The sequence below is a fragment of the Photobacterium minamisatsumaniensis genome (genome assembly GCF_050336695.1).
GTDB lineage: Bacteria > Pseudomonadota > Gammaproteobacteria > Enterobacterales > Vibrionaceae > Photobacterium > Photobacterium minamisatsumaniensis.
This window is the reverse complement of the sequence record NZ_JAKJSI010000014.1, coordinates 126,982-142,306: the sequence shown is the minus strand read 5'-3', so window position 1 is coordinate 142,306 and position 15,325 is coordinate 126,982. Positions and strand designations below refer to the sequence as shown.

General features: G+C 46.7%; 17 protein-coding genes. 10 read left to right on the top strand and 7 right to left on the bottom strand.

Annotated features, from left to right (window positions below):
* From L4D78_RS06800 to L4D78_RS06775, 6 genes are all read left to right on the top strand, one after another.
* Positions 1-852, top strand: a complete 852-nt coding sequence (locus tag L4D78_RS06800; protein WP_428466206.1) for an MIP/aquaporin family protein — start codon at positions 1-3, stop codon at positions 850-852.
* A 61-nt stretch (positions 853-913) separates the two neighbouring features.
* Entirely contained in the window at positions 914-2,434 is a 1,521-nt protein-coding gene (gene glpK, locus L4D78_RS06795) for a glycerol kinase GlpK (protein WP_428466205.1), read from the top strand.
* A 188-nt stretch (positions 2,435-2,622) separates the two neighbouring features.
* Entirely contained in the window at positions 2,623-3,630 is a 1,008-nt protein-coding gene (gene glpX / locus L4D78_RS06790; RefSeq protein WP_428466204.1) for a class II fructose-bisphosphatase, read from the top strand.
* Positions 3,631-3,810: 180 nt separating this feature from the next.
* Positions 3,811-4,428, top strand: coding sequence for a helix-turn-helix transcriptional regulator (locus L4D78_RS06785; protein WP_428466203.1), 618 nt, complete (start codon positions 3,811-3,813; stop codon positions 4,426-4,428).
* Between the two features lie 13 nt (positions 4,429-4,441).
* Positions 4,442-5,185: a ferredoxin--NADP reductase gene (locus L4D78_RS06780; protein WP_428466202.1), complete on the top strand. Its 744-nt coding sequence runs from the start codon at positions 4,442-4,444 to the stop codon at positions 5,183-5,185.
* Positions 5,186-5,328: 143 nt separating this feature from the next.
* On the top strand, positions 5,329-5,685 hold the full coding sequence (locus L4D78_RS06775; protein WP_428466201.1) for a DUF3135 domain-containing protein: 357 nt from the start codon (positions 5,329-5,331) through the stop codon (positions 5,683-5,685).
* Here the strand turns inward: L4D78_RS06775 and L4D78_RS06770 are convergent.
* Positions 5,675-6,022 (bottom strand): 5-carboxymethyl-2-hydroxymuconate Delta-isomerase, encoded by a 348-nt coding sequence (locus L4D78_RS06770; protein WP_428456617.1) that lies wholly within the window; start codon positions 6,020-6,022, stop codon positions 5,675-5,677. The genes L4D78_RS06775 and L4D78_RS06770 overlap by 11 nt on opposite strands.
* A 410-nt stretch (positions 6,023-6,432) precedes the next feature.
* On the opposite strand from L4D78_RS06770, the gene tpiA reads away from it, so the two are divergent.
* Positions 6,433-7,203: a triose-phosphate isomerase gene (gene tpiA, locus L4D78_RS06765; RefSeq protein ID WP_428456616.1), complete on the top strand. Its 771-nt coding sequence runs from the start codon at positions 6,433-6,435 to the stop codon at positions 7,201-7,203.
* Between the two features lie 117 nt (positions 7,204-7,320).
* On the opposite strand, the gene pfkA is transcribed toward tpiA, so the two are convergent.
* Entirely contained in the window at positions 7,321-8,283 is a 963-nt protein-coding gene (gene pfkA, locus L4D78_RS06760; protein WP_428456615.1) for a 6-phosphofructokinase, read from the bottom strand.
* A 575-nt stretch (positions 8,284-8,858) separates the two neighbouring features.
* A complete protein-coding gene (locus tag L4D78_RS06755) occupies positions 8,859-9,353 on the bottom strand; it encodes a CpxP family protein (RefSeq protein ID WP_428466200.1) in 495 nt (164 codons plus the stop codon).
* Between the two features lie 204 nt (positions 9,354-9,557).
* On the opposite strand from L4D78_RS06755, the gene L4D78_RS06750 reads away from it, so the two are divergent.
* From L4D78_RS06750 to trmL, 3 genes are all read left to right on the top strand, one after another.
* Entirely contained in the window at positions 9,558-10,250 is a 693-nt protein-coding gene (locus tag L4D78_RS06750) for a response regulator (RefSeq protein WP_428466199.1), read from the top strand.
* Entirely contained in the window at positions 10,250-11,611 is a 1,362-nt protein-coding gene (gene cpxA, locus L4D78_RS06745; protein ID WP_428466198.1) for an envelope stress sensor histidine kinase CpxA, read from the top strand. The genes L4D78_RS06750 and cpxA overlap by 1 nt, the downstream gene beginning before the upstream one ends.
* Positions 11,612-11,727: 116 nt before the next feature.
* Positions 11,728-12,192, top strand: a complete 465-nt coding sequence (trmL, locus tag L4D78_RS06740) for a tRNA (uridine(34)/cytosine(34)/5-carboxymethylaminomethyluridine(34)-2'-O)-methyltransferase TrmL (RefSeq protein WP_428466197.1) — start codon at positions 11,728-11,730, stop codon at positions 12,190-12,192.
* On the opposite strand, the gene cysE is transcribed toward trmL, so the two are convergent.
* The 4 genes from cysE to L4D78_RS06720 all read right to left on the bottom strand — a co-directional run bounded on the left by cysE (position 12,189) and on the right by L4D78_RS06720 (position 15,218).
* Positions 12,189-13,010 (bottom strand): serine O-acetyltransferase, encoded by an 822-nt coding sequence (gene cysE, locus L4D78_RS06735; protein ID WP_428466196.1) that lies wholly within the window; start codon positions 13,008-13,010, stop codon positions 12,189-12,191. The genes trmL and cysE overlap by 4 nt on opposite strands.
* 127 nt (positions 13,011-13,137) lie before the next feature.
* Entirely contained in the window at positions 13,138-14,154 is a 1,017-nt protein-coding gene (gene gpsA, locus L4D78_RS06730) for an NAD(P)H-dependent glycerol-3-phosphate dehydrogenase (RefSeq protein WP_428466195.1), read from the bottom strand.
* 17 nt (positions 14,155-14,171) lie between these two features.
* Positions 14,172-14,648, bottom strand: a complete 477-nt coding sequence (gene secB, locus L4D78_RS06725) for a protein-export chaperone SecB (RefSeq protein ID WP_428456608.1) — start codon at positions 14,646-14,648, stop codon at positions 14,172-14,174.
* A gap of 120 nt (positions 14,649-14,768) precedes the next feature.
* On the bottom strand, positions 14,769-15,218 hold the full coding sequence (locus L4D78_RS06720; protein ID WP_428466194.1) for a rhodanese-like domain-containing protein: 450 nt from the start codon (positions 15,216-15,218) through the stop codon (positions 14,769-14,771).
* Positions 15,219-15,325: the final 107 nt, after the last annotated feature.

The window sequence follows — 15,325 nt, the reverse complement described above, 5'->3', positions numbered from 1 at the left end:
ATGAATAAGCAAAAACAACATACTTTGATAGGTGAATGCCTCGCAGAGTTTATTGGGACAGGGCTGCTGATCTTTTTTGGTGTGGGTTGCGTTGCTGCATTAGTACTGACTGGCGCCGAATTTGGCCAGTGGGAAATCAGTATAATGTGGGGTCTTGGTGTTGCCATTGCAATTTACTGTACTGCTGGTGTTTCTGGTGCCCATATAAACCCTGCTGTTACCATAGCCCTTGCACTATTCCATGGCTTTGATAAACGTAAAGTACTGCCATATATCGCTGCGCAAATGCTTGGTGCTTTTTGTACCGCGGCACTCATCTATGGTTTATACAGCAACCTCTTCGCCGACTATGAAACAACCAACGGCATTATTCGCGGTAGCGAAGCAAGCCTCGCCACTGCTGGAATTTTCTCAACCTACCCCCATGCAGCGTTATCATTTGCTGGCGCTTTCGCCGTTGAGTTTGTGATCACAGCAGTGTTGATGTTCGCCATCTTAGCGATTGGCGATGAAAAGAACGGTGCACCTCGTGGTGCAATGGGCCCACTACTCATCGGTATCTTGATTGCGGTAATTGGTGGGTCTTTAGGACCACTAACAGGTTTTGCCATGAACCCTGCCCGTGATTTTGGTCCGAAATTCTTTGCATTCCTGGCTGGCTGGGGCGACATGGCGTTGACTGGCGGTAAAGATATCCCTTATATGATTGTTCCGATTTTAGCCCCAATCGCTGGCGCGGCATTTGGTGGTTGGCTATACCCTAAAGCGATCGGCACCTATTTACCTGGTAACAAGTGCACATTACCAAACCAGTGCGAAGACGCTGATGATAGTGCACCGGCCCAAGCTTAAGACTAAAGAAAAAGAATACCTCTCTACTACCCTTATATAATGACAATTAGAGGAAACCGTCATGACTACAGAGCAAAAATACATTGTTGCACTTGATCAGGGTACAACGAGTTCACGTGCCGTTGTGCTAGATCACAACGCGAACATTGTGTGCTCGTCACAACGCGAATTTACCCAAATTTATCCAAAAGCCGGATGGGTTGAGCACGATCCTCTCGAGATTTATGCGACACAAAGCTCGACCCTAGTCGAAGCCTTGGCAAAAGCAGAGATCAGCTCTGATCAAGTTGCCGCTATCGGTATTACCAACCAACGAGAAACCACCATAGTGTGGAATAAAAATACTGGTAAGCCGGTTTACAATGCCATTGTATGGCAATGTCGCCGTACCGCTGATATCTGTGAAGTACTGAAAGAGCAAGGGTTAGAAGACTACATCCGTGAAAATACCGGACTTGTGGTTGACCCATATTTCTCGGCAACCAAAATCAAATGGATCCTTGATAACGTTGAAGGCGCCCGTGAAGAAGCTGAGGCTGGCAACTTACTATTTGGTACTGTTGATACATGGATGATCTGGAAGATGACCCAAGGTCGTGTCCATGTTACCGATTACACTAACGCATCACGCACCATGGTATTCAATATCAATAGCTTACAGTGGGATGAAAAACTGCTGAAAGCACTAGATATTCCGCTATCTATGATGCCAGAAGTGAAATCTTCATCTGAGGTGTATGGCCAAACCAATATCGGTGGTAAAGGTGGTACTCGTATTCCAATTGCAGGTATCGCGGGTGACCAACAAGCTGCACTCTTTGGTCAAATGTGTGTAGGAGCCGGCCAAGCGAAAAACACTTACGGCACAGGTTGCTTCTTGCTGATGAACACCGGAAAAGAGAAAGTAACCTCTCATAATGGCTTACTGACAACCTTAGCATGTGGCCCGAAAGGTGAAGTGGCTTATGCCCTTGAAGGTGCTGTATTCATGGGTGGCGCCTCTATTCAATGGCTGCGCGATGAAGTGAAATTGCTCGATGATGCAAGAGACTCCGAGTATTTCGCCGACAAAGTCGGTAGTGCGAACGGTGTGTATGTTGTACCAGCCTTTACCGGCCTTGGTGCACCATATTGGGACCCGTATGCGCGTGGCGCAATTGTCGGCTTAACCCGCGGCGTTAACTCGAACCATATTATTCGTGCAACCCTAGAAAGTGTTGCTTATCAAACCCGTGATGTTCTTGATGCCATGCAGGCTGATTCAGGTATCAAGCTCGCATCACTACGTGTTGATGGCGGCGCGGTCGCGAACAACTTCCTGATGCAGTTCCAATCAGACATTCTTGATACCGAAGTTCACCGTCCTGTTGTAACTGAAGTAACGGCATTGGGCTCTGGTTACCTCGCAGGTTTGGCTGTTGGTTTCTGGGGCAGCATTGATGAACTGCAAGGCAAAGCAGAAATCAATCGCAAGTTCATCCCATGTGCTGATGATGGCAAGCGTAATCGTCGCTACCGAGGCTGGAAACGCGCGGTAGAGTGCGCCAAAGGTTGGGCAGTAGAAGAAGAAGACGATATTTAATCGTTATTCAACCATAGTCCTCTATTAAGGCCTGCATTTGCAGGCCTTTTTATTCAAGATACAATCAATGCCAGCACGAATTTTTCCCTTTGGCATACATTTTTGTCTTAACGCAAACGTTTCACTGGAAGCTGTGGTAAAATCCTCGCCAGTTTTTTAGCTCACTAATTTCTATTTCTGGAGTAACCATGAAGCGCGATTTGGCAATGGCATTTTCCCGTGTCACTGAAGGTGCAGCACTAGCAGGCTACAAATGGCTTGGCCGTGGCGATAAAATTGCGGCAGACGGCGCAGCCGTTGAAGTTATGCGTACCCTGCTTAACCAAACCGAAATTGAAGGTGAGATTGTTATTGGTGAGGGTGAAATCGATGACGCTCCAATGCTGTACATCGGTGAACTTGTAGGAACCGGTGGCGATGCTGTTGATATTGCCGTTGACCCGATTGAAGGCACCCGCATGACAGCGATGGGCCAGAACAATGCATTAGCCGTACTGGCTGCAGGTGAAAAAGGGTCATTCCTAAAGGCACCTGATATGTATATGGAAAAGCTGGTTGTTGGTCCTGCTGCTAAAGGCGCGATTGACCTTGCTAAACCGTTGACTGAAAACCTAGAAAATATTGCAACAGCGCTGGGTAAAACACTTGATACTCTTGTGGTAACAACGCTGGCTAAGCCTCGCCATGACGCGATTATTGCTGAAATGCAAGCCATGGGTGTACGCGTGTTTGCATTCCCTGATGGTGATGTTGCCGCTTCAATCCTAACGTGTATGCCTGATAGCGAAGTGGATGTGATGTACTGCATCGGTGGCGCCCCTGAAGGTGTCGTTTCTGCTGCCGCCATCCGCGCGCTAGGCGGTGATATGCACGGTCGACTTATTCCTCGTCACGAAGTGAAGGGTGATACAGCCGAGAACCGTGAGCACGGCGAAATCGAAATTGCTCGCTGTAAAGAAATGGGCATCGAGACGAATATCGTCCTTCGCATGGAAGATATGGCCAAGAGTGATAACGTGATTTTTGCCGGTACTGGTATCACGAAAGGTGATTTGCTTGAAGGCATCAGCCGTCAAGGGAATATCGCCACAACGGAAACACTGCTGATCCGCGGTAAGTGCCGTACCATCCGTCGTATTAAATCAACGCATTACCTTGACCGTAAAGATGATGCAATCAAAGGCCACATTTTATAACGTAACCCTCCTTACGTTACTGGCTTCTAGGCGCACAATACGTGCGCCTTTTGTTTTTTTGGTACTTTCCACTATTGCCCACCTCAGCACCTAAACCACTCTGCCCCTCACTTTGTAAAGTTGTTGCTTTATTTACCAAGCTGGCTACATAATTAATGAACAAAGTAGGTAGCCGCTGTTATGAAAACAATCGACAAAATACTGTATCGAATGAAGCGGGAAGGCTCAGTCACCGCAAAAAAACTCGCAGAAGAGTTTAACCTCACTACGATGGGTGTTCGCCAGCACCTCCAAGGACTTGAAGAGGACGGCTTAGTCGACTTCAAAGATGTCAAAGTCAAAGTGGGTCGACCCACTCGTCATTGGCACCTGACCCAAAAAGGGCACGGCGGCTTCACCGACCGTCATGGCGATCTTATTATTCAAATGCTTGATTCTGTCGAAGCGTTATTTGGTCAAGATGGCCTGCATCAAGTCGTCGAACGCCGTGAGAATCAAACCTTTGAACAATACCGTTCTCATTTGGCAACAACGTCAAATTTAAAAGAAAAATTACAAATACTGGCTACACTGAGGGAGCAGGAAGGCTACATGGCAGAGCTTCATCAAGACGGTGATACGTTCGTGTTGATCGAAAACCACTGCCCAATTTGCCATGCTGCAAAACGTTGCCCTTCACTTTGCCAATCTGAATTATCTGTTTTCCAGCGCTTGCTGGGTGACAACTATCAGGTCAATAGGAATGAACACATTATCGCCGGAGAGAGGCGTTGCGCTTATCGAATAATAAAATCATAACGAGGAGATGATTATGGCTGACTGGATCCCTGCAGAGGTGATTACCAACCGTCATTGGAACAATGATTTATTTAGCCTGGTGCTAAAAGCCAATATCGAACCATTCAAAGCAGGTCAATTTACCAAGCTAGGACTGGAAATAGACGGTAAAATGATACAACGCGCCTACTCCTTTGTTAATCCACCCAGCAATGACAATATCGAAGTATATGCCACCCGAGTAGCTGATGGCCTCTTGTCTCCTCGCCTCCATGCCTTAAATAACGGTGATACGGTTTTTGTGTCGGCACGGGCCAATGGCTTTTTCACCCTAGATGAAGTACCTGACGGTGAGCATCTGTGGCTCTTGTCGACTGGCACCGCCATTGGTCCCTATCTCTCTTTATTGAGAGAAAAAACCGTTTGGCAACGTTTTCGTAAAATCATACTGGTCCATGCCGTGCGCTTTTCTGCCGATTTGAGTTACCAGGCTGAAATCAATAGCCTTAAAGAAGCCCACCCAGAGCAGTTAATTGTCCAACCCTTTGTCAGCCGTGAACCTGCAATGTTGTCACTGCCTGGCCGTGTCCCGCAAGCCATTGCTGATGGCATGTTAGAACGCCATGTCGGCTTGCCATTATCGCCAGAAAAAAGTCAAATTATGATTTGTGGCAATCCAGAGATGGTCAGAGAAACCAAGGCGATACTGGAAACTATGGGGTTCATTAAAAATTTGCGCCGTAAGCCCGGACAAATTACCGTCGAGCATTATTGGTAAGTCCCTCTCCCTTTTACCAATAAAAAAATAACCGCATTGCGGTTATTTTTTATTGTCTATCGCCTTGTCTCAGCCCTGAGCCACTTTGATTTTCCATGACTAACTAAATTTAGTGCATCACGATGACAATCTGGATCACTAAGATGCAAACATTACCCTCTTTTGATGAACTAAAAGCCATGGCAGAAAACGTCCCAGAAGAGCTTGAGGCGTTGCGCATATCAATGAGTGAAGAAGTCATCACGAATGCCAGTGAATCAATGCAACCACGCCTACGGGCGCAAATGAGCCACATTAATCAGGTGATAGCCAAGGGGAAAAACCCTAACCACACCAACATCCTGCTGATGGCAGAGTTACAGCAGCAACTTAAACGCTTCGCACAAGCGCTGAATGCCCCCGAGAGCCTTACCGAGCACTGTGCCGAGATAAAACCGTTTGTTCAACCTATCTCATCGAAGCCTATGCCATCGAGCAACACGGATACCACTAACAGCTAACCTTCAAGAAGCTTTCACGATCCATATCGCGCATGTCAATCGTCAAGCTATTAATGGCTGAGGCATGCTGCTCAAGTACAGCCATTAACTCTCGAGCTAGCTCGCGTTTTAGCTCTGGGTTTCGGCCTGACAACATCGACAGTTCAATATGGATAAAGCTATGGAGATCCCCTTCTTCACCCACTAACCAGTTGTGGCAGGGATAGCTGCGAGATTTCACTGAGTCGGGCTCAAACAGTTCACAAGCCAGTAATATGTGATGAAGGTCCTCTAATAACCCAGTAATATTGACACGCTCGGCCACTGGATCGGCATATTCCATAACGAGATTTGGCACAACATCCTCCATGAATTGGCTTTCGTCGCCATCAACAACCCGCCTATCGGCTGAATTGATTTAAAATGGTCGGAAACAAAAAAGACAGAATTTTATCTGTCATTCGGCCTCACAGTAACGGATTTAACGCTAACAATCCAAGCAATCAGGCTAGATTTCAGCCATTGATCACTCTCTTTATTCGCGGCTTCGATGCTGACAAATCCACCAGCCTGAAAAATATTTCCTCACAACGGTTCACTTTTTGCGATGAAAAGGGTACAACCGAGCACAGAAATGATTTCGAACAGTAAATTAAGTACGCAAGCTGTTATATATTTACAGCCATACTCAATAGCCTAGTCATTTAAGTTAGATCATTAGACTATTAAGTATTACCTTTTTACATCAAATTGATTTGGAGAAAAGCTATGCGCCATCCTGTAGTTATGGGTAACTGGAAGCTAAACGGTAGCAAGGAAATGGTATCTAACCTACTTAAAGGCCTTAATGCTGAACTTGAAGGTGTTACTGGTGTTGACGTAGCCGTGGCTCCACCAGCACTTTACATCGACCTTGCTGAGCACACGCTAACTGAAGCTGGCAGCGCAATCATTCTAGGTGCTCAAAACTCTGATCTAAACAACAGCGGCGCATTCACTGGCGACATGTCTCCAGCTATGCTTAAAGAATTCGGCGCAACTCACATCATCATTGGTCACTCTGAGCGTCGTGAATACCACAATGAATCTGATGAGTTTGTTGCTAAGAAATTTGCATTCCTAAAAGAAAACGGTCTAACGCCAGTTCTTTGTATTGGTGAATCTGAAGCACAAAACGAAGCAGGCGAAACTGTTGCAGTTTGTGCTCGTCAACTTGACGCAGTTATCAATACTCAAGGTGTTGAAGCTCTAGAAGGCGCTATCATCGCTTACGAACCAATCTGGGCTATCGGTACTGGTAAAGCAGCGACAGCTGAAGATGCACAGCGTATCCACGCACAAATCCGTGCTCATATTGCAGAGAAATCTGAAGAAGTTGCTAAGAACGTTGTTATCCAATACGGCGGTTCTGTTAAGCCAGATAACGCTGCAGCATACTTCGCACAACCAGACATCGACGGTGCACTAGTTGGCGGCGCAGCGCTTGACGCAGCTAGCTTCGCAGCTATCGCAAAAGCAGCAGCTGAAGCGAAAAAGTAAGCATCATTTGATTGATTAGAAAGAGCTACCTTCGGGTAGCTTTTTTTATGGCTGCAATAAATGTTAATCGCATAAAAAAACCGGCTAAAAGCCGGCTTTTATTCAGAACAATACGGTTTAGAACAGTTTGTCTGCTAGGGCATACAGGTCTTTGCGAACTGGACGCTTCATGTTTTCAATCGCATCGATGATATCGTGGTGTACCATTTTTTCATTTTGGATACCCACACAACGACCACCTTCACCTTCCATTAGAAGCTCAACCGCGTATGCGCCCATGCGAGATGCAAGGATACGGTCAAATGCCGTAGGCTGGCCGCCACGTTGGATATGGCCTAATACTGTTGCACGCGTTTCACGGCCAGTTTCATCTTCGATGTACTTCGCCAGCTCATTCGCATCAGTCATTAGCTCGGTAAGTGCAATGATTGCATGCTTCTTACCTTTGTAGATCCCTTCTTTGATCTTCGCTAACAACTCTTCTCTGTTCAGTCCAGTTTCTGGGGTGATGATATACTCACAGCCACCAGCAATTGCAGACATCAGTGTTAAGTCACCACAGTGGCGGCCCATCACTTCAACGATAGAAATACGTTGGTGAGATGATGATGTATCGCGTAAACGGTCAATCGCATCAATAACTGTGTTCAATGCCGTTAGGTAACCAATAGTGTAATCAGTACCCGCAACATCATTATCGATAGTGCCTGGTAGACCAATACATGGGTAGCCCATTTCAGTAAGCTTCTTCGCACCCATGTACGAACCGTCACCACCGATAACAACTAACGCATCAATACCGTGTAGTTTCAGGTTTTCAATCGCCTGTGCACGTACTTTCTCATCTTTAAATTCAGGAAAGCGTGCTGAACCCAAGAACGTACCGCCCTTGTTGATCACATCTGATACGCTTGAGCGCGTCAGTTTTTCAATGCGGTTCTGGTGTAGGCCCTGATAGCCATCATAAACACCGTATACTTCTATGCCTTCAGACAATGCTGCACGTACAACACCGCGAACTGCCGCGTTCATACCAGGTGCGTCACCACCACTGGTCAATACACCAATCTTCTTAATCATGGTTACCCTCTGACGTTGGGAAATGAAAATTCAAATCCGGCACGAGTTGCCAAGGTTCCCCCTCTTGGCACCATAAGCCACTAGTGTCTTATGCTCGCATAAACTGTAACGTTCTTACTAATACGGAAATATTACAATTTTGATAAAAAAATTTGTTGATTCACATCACGATAGATACCGACTTATCACTAGCATTGTAATGATATCTTTCAGGAAGCTGTCATGATATTACAAAACAATAAACGCCCTGATTCACGGATAACTTGAATGAGATGCAGATAAAAATATCCCCATCAACCTAATACAAGTATACAACCTGCTCTCAGAGCGGCCAGTTATGCGACGGAGGGTGATAACCGCTGGTGATTGTGAATTCATCCATGATAACCACACCTGATAAAGCTGCACTAACTGAGCAATACCCCGCAGTATAGCTTTTTTATGATGAAAATTAATAACAAAAAAAAAGCAATATGATGAATTTTGATCACCCAGTGTTACTAATACACATAGAAAAACCGCCACTGATGTGGCGGTTTTCGGCAAATTGACACGTTTTCTGTTATAGCCTCAGCTTATTTGCTGCGCTTTTCATCCATGCGAGCCTGGCACTTTTCAGTTCGCTCTGCTTGTAGTTCTTGATACTTTACTTTCTGTTCCGGTGTCAGAATATTCATCATTTCATGACGCTTCTCTAGCATAACTACACGACGTTCAACCTGCTGCTCAGTCATTTTTTCTGCAAGAGCACGTACTGCCGCTTCATCAAAGGTATCTGCTAATACCAAAGCCTGCATTTCTTGATGTTGCGCTTGCATAGCCGCTCGTTTGCCGCTCTTATCGTCACGCATTTCATCACGGTTAGCAGTGCGCAGCTCTTTCATTTGTTCTTTTTGCGTATCGGTTAGATCAAGTTGGCGGAAAACCTTATGCCCATTTTGCATCCCGCAAGCACCTTTTCCACCCTTACCTTCATGGTGCTTACCACCACCGTAAGCCAGCGCTGAAGCCGAACCAAGGGCGAGAGGAAGTGCGATAACTAATGCTAGGGTCTTCTTGAATGATTTCATAATGTTCGTCTCCAGTATTACTGAGTACAACGCTGTTGTGCTAACTTTGCACTGCGTTATGAGGTATGGATATAGAATACACACTGCAAGGTAAAGCGCTGTCTGGAAAACGTAAAATTGCGTAAAGCAAGCTGGCTTTCGCTTGGTTCTTTCTCTGACTTTAGGGATACTTGAATCACCCGCTTTATGAATAAGGTAAATACCATGGCGAAGATCTTACTAGTTGATGATGATACCGAACTGACCTCACTACTGACTGACATCCTTGAGATGGAAGGCTTCGACGTTGTTGAAGCCAACAATGGTGAACAAGGGCTGAAGGAAGTTAATGACAGCATTGACTTGATCTTACTCGACGTGATGATGCCAGTCATGAACGGGACAGAGATGCTACGCAAGTTACGGGAGAACCACGCGACTCCGGTGCTAATGCTAACCGCTAAAGGGGAAGAGATTGATCGCGTACTCGGCCTCGAGCTTGGTGCAGATGATTACTTATCTAAACCATTCAGCGACCGGGAGCTGCTGGCCCGGATGCGGGCAATCTTAAGGCGTACCCAAACAGCAGGGACAACGTCAAAGTCAAACCAAGATGCGCTAAGTTATCAAGGGATCACTATTTATCCTGGCCGACAAGAAGTGGAATGCAAAGGCGAACCTATCGACATGACAGGTACCGAATTGGCACTGCTTAGCTACTTTATTCAACACCCAGGCAAGATCATTGCAAAAGATGAACTCAGCTTAGAGGTCCTGGGAAAACGACTTGCCCCGTTTGATCGGGCGATAGACATGCATGTTTCTAACTTGAGGAAAAAATTGCCCACCAGAGATGACGGTAAAACCTGGATCAAAACCTTACGCGGCAAAGGTTACCTACTGGTTGAGGATGCCTAATGCGACTTCCTCGCTTCTCAAGCCTCTATGGCCGCATTTTTGCCATCTTTTGGCTGACATTATTAATTGTCGTCCTAACGTTACTATGGCTACCGAACTTAGATCCAAGGGCGCAGCACACAATCCCAGCGCCACAGCTCAAACGCTTTGCCGATTCTGCACAAAGTATCTCCGAGCAGATCAGCCAAGACCACGGTTCTTTAATATACAAGCTACAACGTTTTACTGATCATAAACGTCATAAGGGCTTCCAACTCTATTTCACGACCGCCGAGGGGGAAATAATCAGCCCCAAGGGACGTAACAAGGCATTGCGTAACTTCATTACGATGGCTGATAGCCCAACGTCACCCAAACAAAAGCTTTATGGCCGCTGGATGATGGCAGGTCCCTTCGAGGTAAGTTATCAAGACACCAGTATCTTGATGTACATTGGCCGCATTTGGCGTGAACCTCCGCCCTTTTTTATCCAAATATTAGATAAACCTTTTCAGCTCCTGCTAGTCACCATGCTCGTCAGCACCCCGCTGTTACTTTGGCTTGCCTGGGCGGTCAGTATTCCAGCGCGTCGTTTACAGCATGCTGCAGAACGGGTCGCCAAAGGTCAATTTGCGGTCGACCCGAAACTAGAGTCAGGCCCTAAGGAGTTCAAGCAAGCAGGCGCCAGCTTTAATCAAATGGTAGAAGCAATCAATCAAATGATTGGCGGGCAACAACGGCTGCTGTCAGACATTTCTCACGAGCTTCGCTCTCCCTTAACGCGTCTACGAATGGCGACGGCTTTAGCACAGCGCAAGCAAGGGGAAAGTAAAGAGCTCGACCGAATTGACACCGAAGCGGAGCGGCTGGAGAAGATGATAAGCGAACTACTCGAGCTGTCACGTATGCAAGTTAACAGCCATGAACACCGTGAACTCTCTGATGCCAACACCTTATGGTACGACATGTTGGAAGATGCACGCTTTGAAGCAGAGCACCGGAACAAGCGCCTCAGTTATACACCACTGCAAGCTTGGCCTATTCGCGGTAATCCAAATCTGTTGATCAGTGCATTAGAAAACGTCGTTCGCAACGCCATAAAATATGGTAATGACACCATTACTGTTAGCTTTCACCAACACGACGAATGGATAGACATTGTGGTGGAAGACAATGGTGAAGGAGTACCGGATGCGGAGTTAGAAGACATATTCCGTCCATTCTATCGCGTTTCAACCGCACGAGATCGCAGCAGCGGCGGCACAGGGCTTGGGCTTGCAATCACCGAAAGTGCGATTCGCCAGCACAGTGGCACCATTGAGGCTAACCGCAGTCAATTGGGTGGGTTAAAGGTCACGATCAAGCTGCCTCTGGCACGTTAATATCGGCCCCACTTTATCCTCATGACAATAAAAAACGGTGGGCCTCTCGGTTCACCGTTTTTTCATCACGAATTTTGGTTACAATAACGACAACTTAACCACGATAAAAACTGACTATGTTTGATATTGCTTTGTACGAACCGGAGATTGCCCCCAACACGGGTAACATCATCCGCCTATGCGCTAACTGCGGTGCCAATCTACACCTAATTGAACCACTCGGTTTTGATCTTGAAGAAAAAAAACTGCGCCGAGCGGGTCTTGACTACCATGACTTAGCCCACGTTCACCGCCACAAAGATTTAGCGGCTTTTATGGCATACATTGGTGAACGACGCATTTTTGCCTGTACCACTAAAACCACCAACTTTCATACCAACGCCCAATTTCAAGAAGGTGACGTGCTGTTATTTGGTCCAGAAACCCGCGGCTTACCGGCAGAGCTCATCGAAAGCTTACCTTTAGAGCAACGCCTTCGGATCCCAATGCACCCAGATAGCCGCAGCCTTAACCTGTCGAATGCTGCAGCAATTATTGGTTATGAAGCGTGGCGACAATTTGGATTTAAAGGGGCGCTTTAAATGCCATCGCCTGCGATAAAGGTCTGCCCAGTACCGTTAAAGCACTGATCCATATCCATAGCGGGCTTTTCAGTGCTTGGTCGGCCAACCACTTTCGCAGGTACACCTGCCACCGTCGTATGCGGAGGGACAGCATTGAGTACCACTGAGCACGAACCAATCTTCGCCCCTTCGCCAACTTCAATGTTACCCAAGACTTTCGCGCCAGCGCCGATCATTACCCCTTCTCGGATCTTAGGGTGACGATCGCCGCCTGCTTTACCCGTACCGCCCAACGTCACGTCTTGCAAAATCGACACATCATTCTCGATAACGGCGGTTTCACCAATCACGATTCCGGTTGCATGGTCAAACATGATCCCCTGACCAATTTTTGCTGCTGGGTGAACATCAACCTGACAAGCCACCGAGATTTGATTTTGTAAATACACCGCTAAGGCAACACGGTTTTGCTTCCACAACCAGTTGGCAACACGATATCCCTGTAACGCATGAAAGCCTTTGAGGTAAAGTAACGGTATCGAGAACATCTCGACGGCAGGGTCACGCTCGACAACTGCGCGAATATCACATGCCGCTGATTCGGTAATACAACAATCTGCGGCAAAAGCTTCTTCAACCACTTCCCTTACCGCCATGGCAGGCATGGATGGTGTGGCTAGCTTATTCGCCAAAATATAGCTCAATGCCGCGGCTAAATTATCATGCTTTATAATGGTTGCATGATAAAAGCTAGCCAGCATAGGCTCTTGCTCTGATTGCTGTCGTGCTTCCTGCTTGATCGACTGCCAAACAGCCTCTTGTTGACATTCCCTCACATCACCCTCGATCTTCTTGTGTATTTATTTTAACTGTAACCTGCTCTGAAAAAAAAACAACGCAGGCGTTTAGGCCTGCGTTGTCGATAGAAACACTTCAGATATCACCTCTAGGCGCTCTGTTGCATTATTCGTCTTTTTTCTCGCGAGCCAACAAATCTTTCGCCGCTTCACTGGCTTCTTTGCCTTGATAAAGCACTTGGAAAATTTGTTCGGTAATTGGCATTTCAACGCCGATACGCTGTGATAGAACCCAAACCTCTTTGGTATTACGGTAGCCTTCAACCACCTGACCAATTTCAACCTGTGCGGTATCAACGTCTTTACCCTGACCGAGGGCCAGACCAAAACGACGATTACGCGACTGGTTATCAGTACAAGTCAGCACTAAGTCACCAAGACCTGCCATCCCCATAAAGGTTTCTGGTTGTGCCCCGAGTGCAGCACCCAGACGGCACATTTCAGCCAATCCTCGTGTAATGAGTGCTGTACGCGCATTGGCGCCAAAGCCCATACCGTCAGAGATCCCTGCACCAATGGCGATGACATTTTTCACCGCACCACCAAGTTGCATCCCAATAAAATCATTGTTGCTGTAAACACGAAATGTCTTACTGCAGTGGATTTTATCTTGCAGATCACGCACAAAACCATCATCAGGCGAGGACACTGCGATAGCTGTCGGCATACCTGCCGCCAGTTCTTTCGCAAATGTCGGGCCAGAAAGTACCGCCAGAGGTGTGTCTTCCCCTAGCGCTTCCACAGCCACATCCTTAAGCATGCGACCGGTTTCAGGCTCTAACCCTTTGGTTGCCCAGCACACACGAGAATCCGTTCGTAAGAAGGGCTTCACATTGCTAAGTACTTCGCCAAAGACATGGCTTGGCACGACAACCAACAGATCTCGACTGGCTTCGACAGCAGCCTGTAGATCGGCAGAAACAATCAACGAGTCAGGAAACGGCACACCGGGCAAGAACGCCTCATTAGCACGATCCATCTCAAGTTGAGCCATGTGCTTAGGATCGTGACCCCACAAAATCACATTGGCACCATTACGTGCGAGTGATATCGCCAGTGAAGTACCGTACGAGCCGGCCCCCAACACTGTCATGCTAATGGCAGATTCATTGCCTGGATTCATATCGTTCACCAAGAAAATTACGCTTCAGTGTTTTCAGTATTCGCTTGAGCTTGTTGGTTTTGTAGGTAGTTCATAAACAATGCGTCAAAGTTAACAGGCGCAAGGTTCAGTTGAGGGAACGTACCTTTAACCACTAGGCTAGAAATAGTTTCACGTGCATATGGGAACAAGATGTTCGGGCAGAATGCACCTAGGCAATGTGCCAGCTGAGGCGCTTCCATACCAGCAACAGAGAAGATACCGCCTTGCTGAACTTCACATAGGAAAGCCGTTTCTTCTGCATTCTTAACCGTTACAGTCAGGCGTAGAATAACTTCGAATACACCTTCACCCAGCTCACGGCTTTGAGTATCAAGATCCAGCTTCACATCTGGGTTCCATTCTTTTTGGAACATGTCTGGTGAGCTTGGGGCTTCAAAAGAAACGTCTTTTAGAAAAACACGCTGGATTTGGAAGTTTTGTTGTGCGTCGTTGTTTACTGCTGCTTCAGCCATTTTAGAGTCCTTTTTCTTTCATCTCACTCGCGTGAGCTTAATCAATATCGCAACCATGATAACTATCACACGCTGCACAAATTTATTTACGCGATATCAGCATTGTTAATCCCTAAAGGATCACTTCTTGCCTTTTGACGACTTGCTGCGGATCAATGGCAAGTTCGCTTCGTTCCAAGAAATCAAACCATCTTTTAGTAGGTTTACATTTTCAAAGCCCGCGCTGTGTAACAGGTTTGCACTCTCTTGTGCCGTTTGACCTGTCTTGCATACAACGATGATTGGGGCGCTTTTATGATTTTCAAGCTCACCAAAGTTTTGTTCTTTAATTTGACTTGGCAAAATGTGAAGTGCACCCGCAATATGGCCTTTGCGGTACTCATCACGGCTTCGGATATCAACAAAAATACCGTCTTCACGGTTTATCATCCCTGTCGCTTCATTCGCAGTGACAATCTTATAGCCTGCAGTTTTTTGTTTAATGAACGACGTAATAATCGCCACGATTAAGCCGACCCATACAAGGGACATAATTGCGTTACTTGTTACAAAATCGATGTATTGTTGCATGATTTTCGCTCTACTTTCCTAATATCAGCCTGCGGTAACCTAGGCCAAACTCCACAAAAATAAGGATCACGAGTATACCCACGCCAGCTAGCTTGTACAGCAAAGGA

Bases quoted from the DNA above. Each gene is read 5' to 3' on its own strand.
- L4D78_RS06800 (WP_428466206.1), top strand. From the start codon at position 1: ATGAATAAGCAAAAACAACATACTTTGATAGGTGAATGCCTCGCAGAG.
- glpK (WP_428466205.1), top strand. From the start codon at position 914: ATGACTACAGAGCAAAAATACATTGTTGCACTTGATCAGGGTACAACG.
- glpX (WP_428466204.1), top strand. From the start codon at position 2,623: ATGAAGCGCGATTTGGCAATGGCATTTTCCCGTGTCACTGAAGGTGCA.
- L4D78_RS06785 (WP_428466203.1), top strand. From the start codon at position 3,811: ATGAAAACAATCGACAAAATACTGTATCGAATGAAGCGGGAAGGCTCA.
- L4D78_RS06780 (WP_428466202.1), top strand. From the start codon at position 4,442: ATGGCTGACTGGATCCCTGCAGAGGTGATTACCAACCGTCATTGGAAC.
- L4D78_RS06775 (WP_428466201.1), top strand. From the start codon at position 5,329: ATGCAAACATTACCCTCTTTTGATGAACTAAAAGCCATGGCAGAAAAC.
- tpiA (WP_428456616.1), top strand. From the start codon at position 6,433: ATGCGCCATCCTGTAGTTATGGGTAACTGGAAGCTAAACGGTAGCAAG.
- pfkA (WP_428456615.1), bottom strand. From the start codon at position 8,283: ATGATTAAGAAGATTGGTGTATTGACCAGTGGTGGTGACGCACCTGGT.
- L4D78_RS06755 (WP_428466200.1), bottom strand. From the start codon at position 9,353: ATGAAATCATTCAAGAAGACCCTAGCATTAGTTATCGCACTTCCTCTC.
- L4D78_RS06750 (WP_428466199.1), top strand. From the start codon at position 9,558: ATGGCGAAGATCTTACTAGTTGATGATGATACCGAACTGACCTCACTA.
- cpxA (WP_428466198.1), top strand. From the start codon at position 10,250: ATGCGACTTCCTCGCTTCTCAAGCCTCTATGGCCGCATTTTTGCCATC.
- trmL (WP_428466197.1), top strand. From the start codon at position 11,728: ATGTTTGATATTGCTTTGTACGAACCGGAGATTGCCCCCAACACGGGT.
- gpsA (WP_428466195.1), bottom strand. From the start codon at position 14,154: ATGAATCCAGGCAATGAATCTGCCATTAGCATGACAGTGTTGGGGGCC.
- secB (WP_428456608.1), bottom strand. From the start codon at position 14,648: ATGGCTGAAGCAGCAGTAAACAACGACGCACAACAAAACTTCCAAATC.
- L4D78_RS06720 (WP_428466194.1), bottom strand. From the start codon at position 15,218: ATGCAACAATACATCGATTTTGTAACAAGTAACGCAATTATGTCCCTT.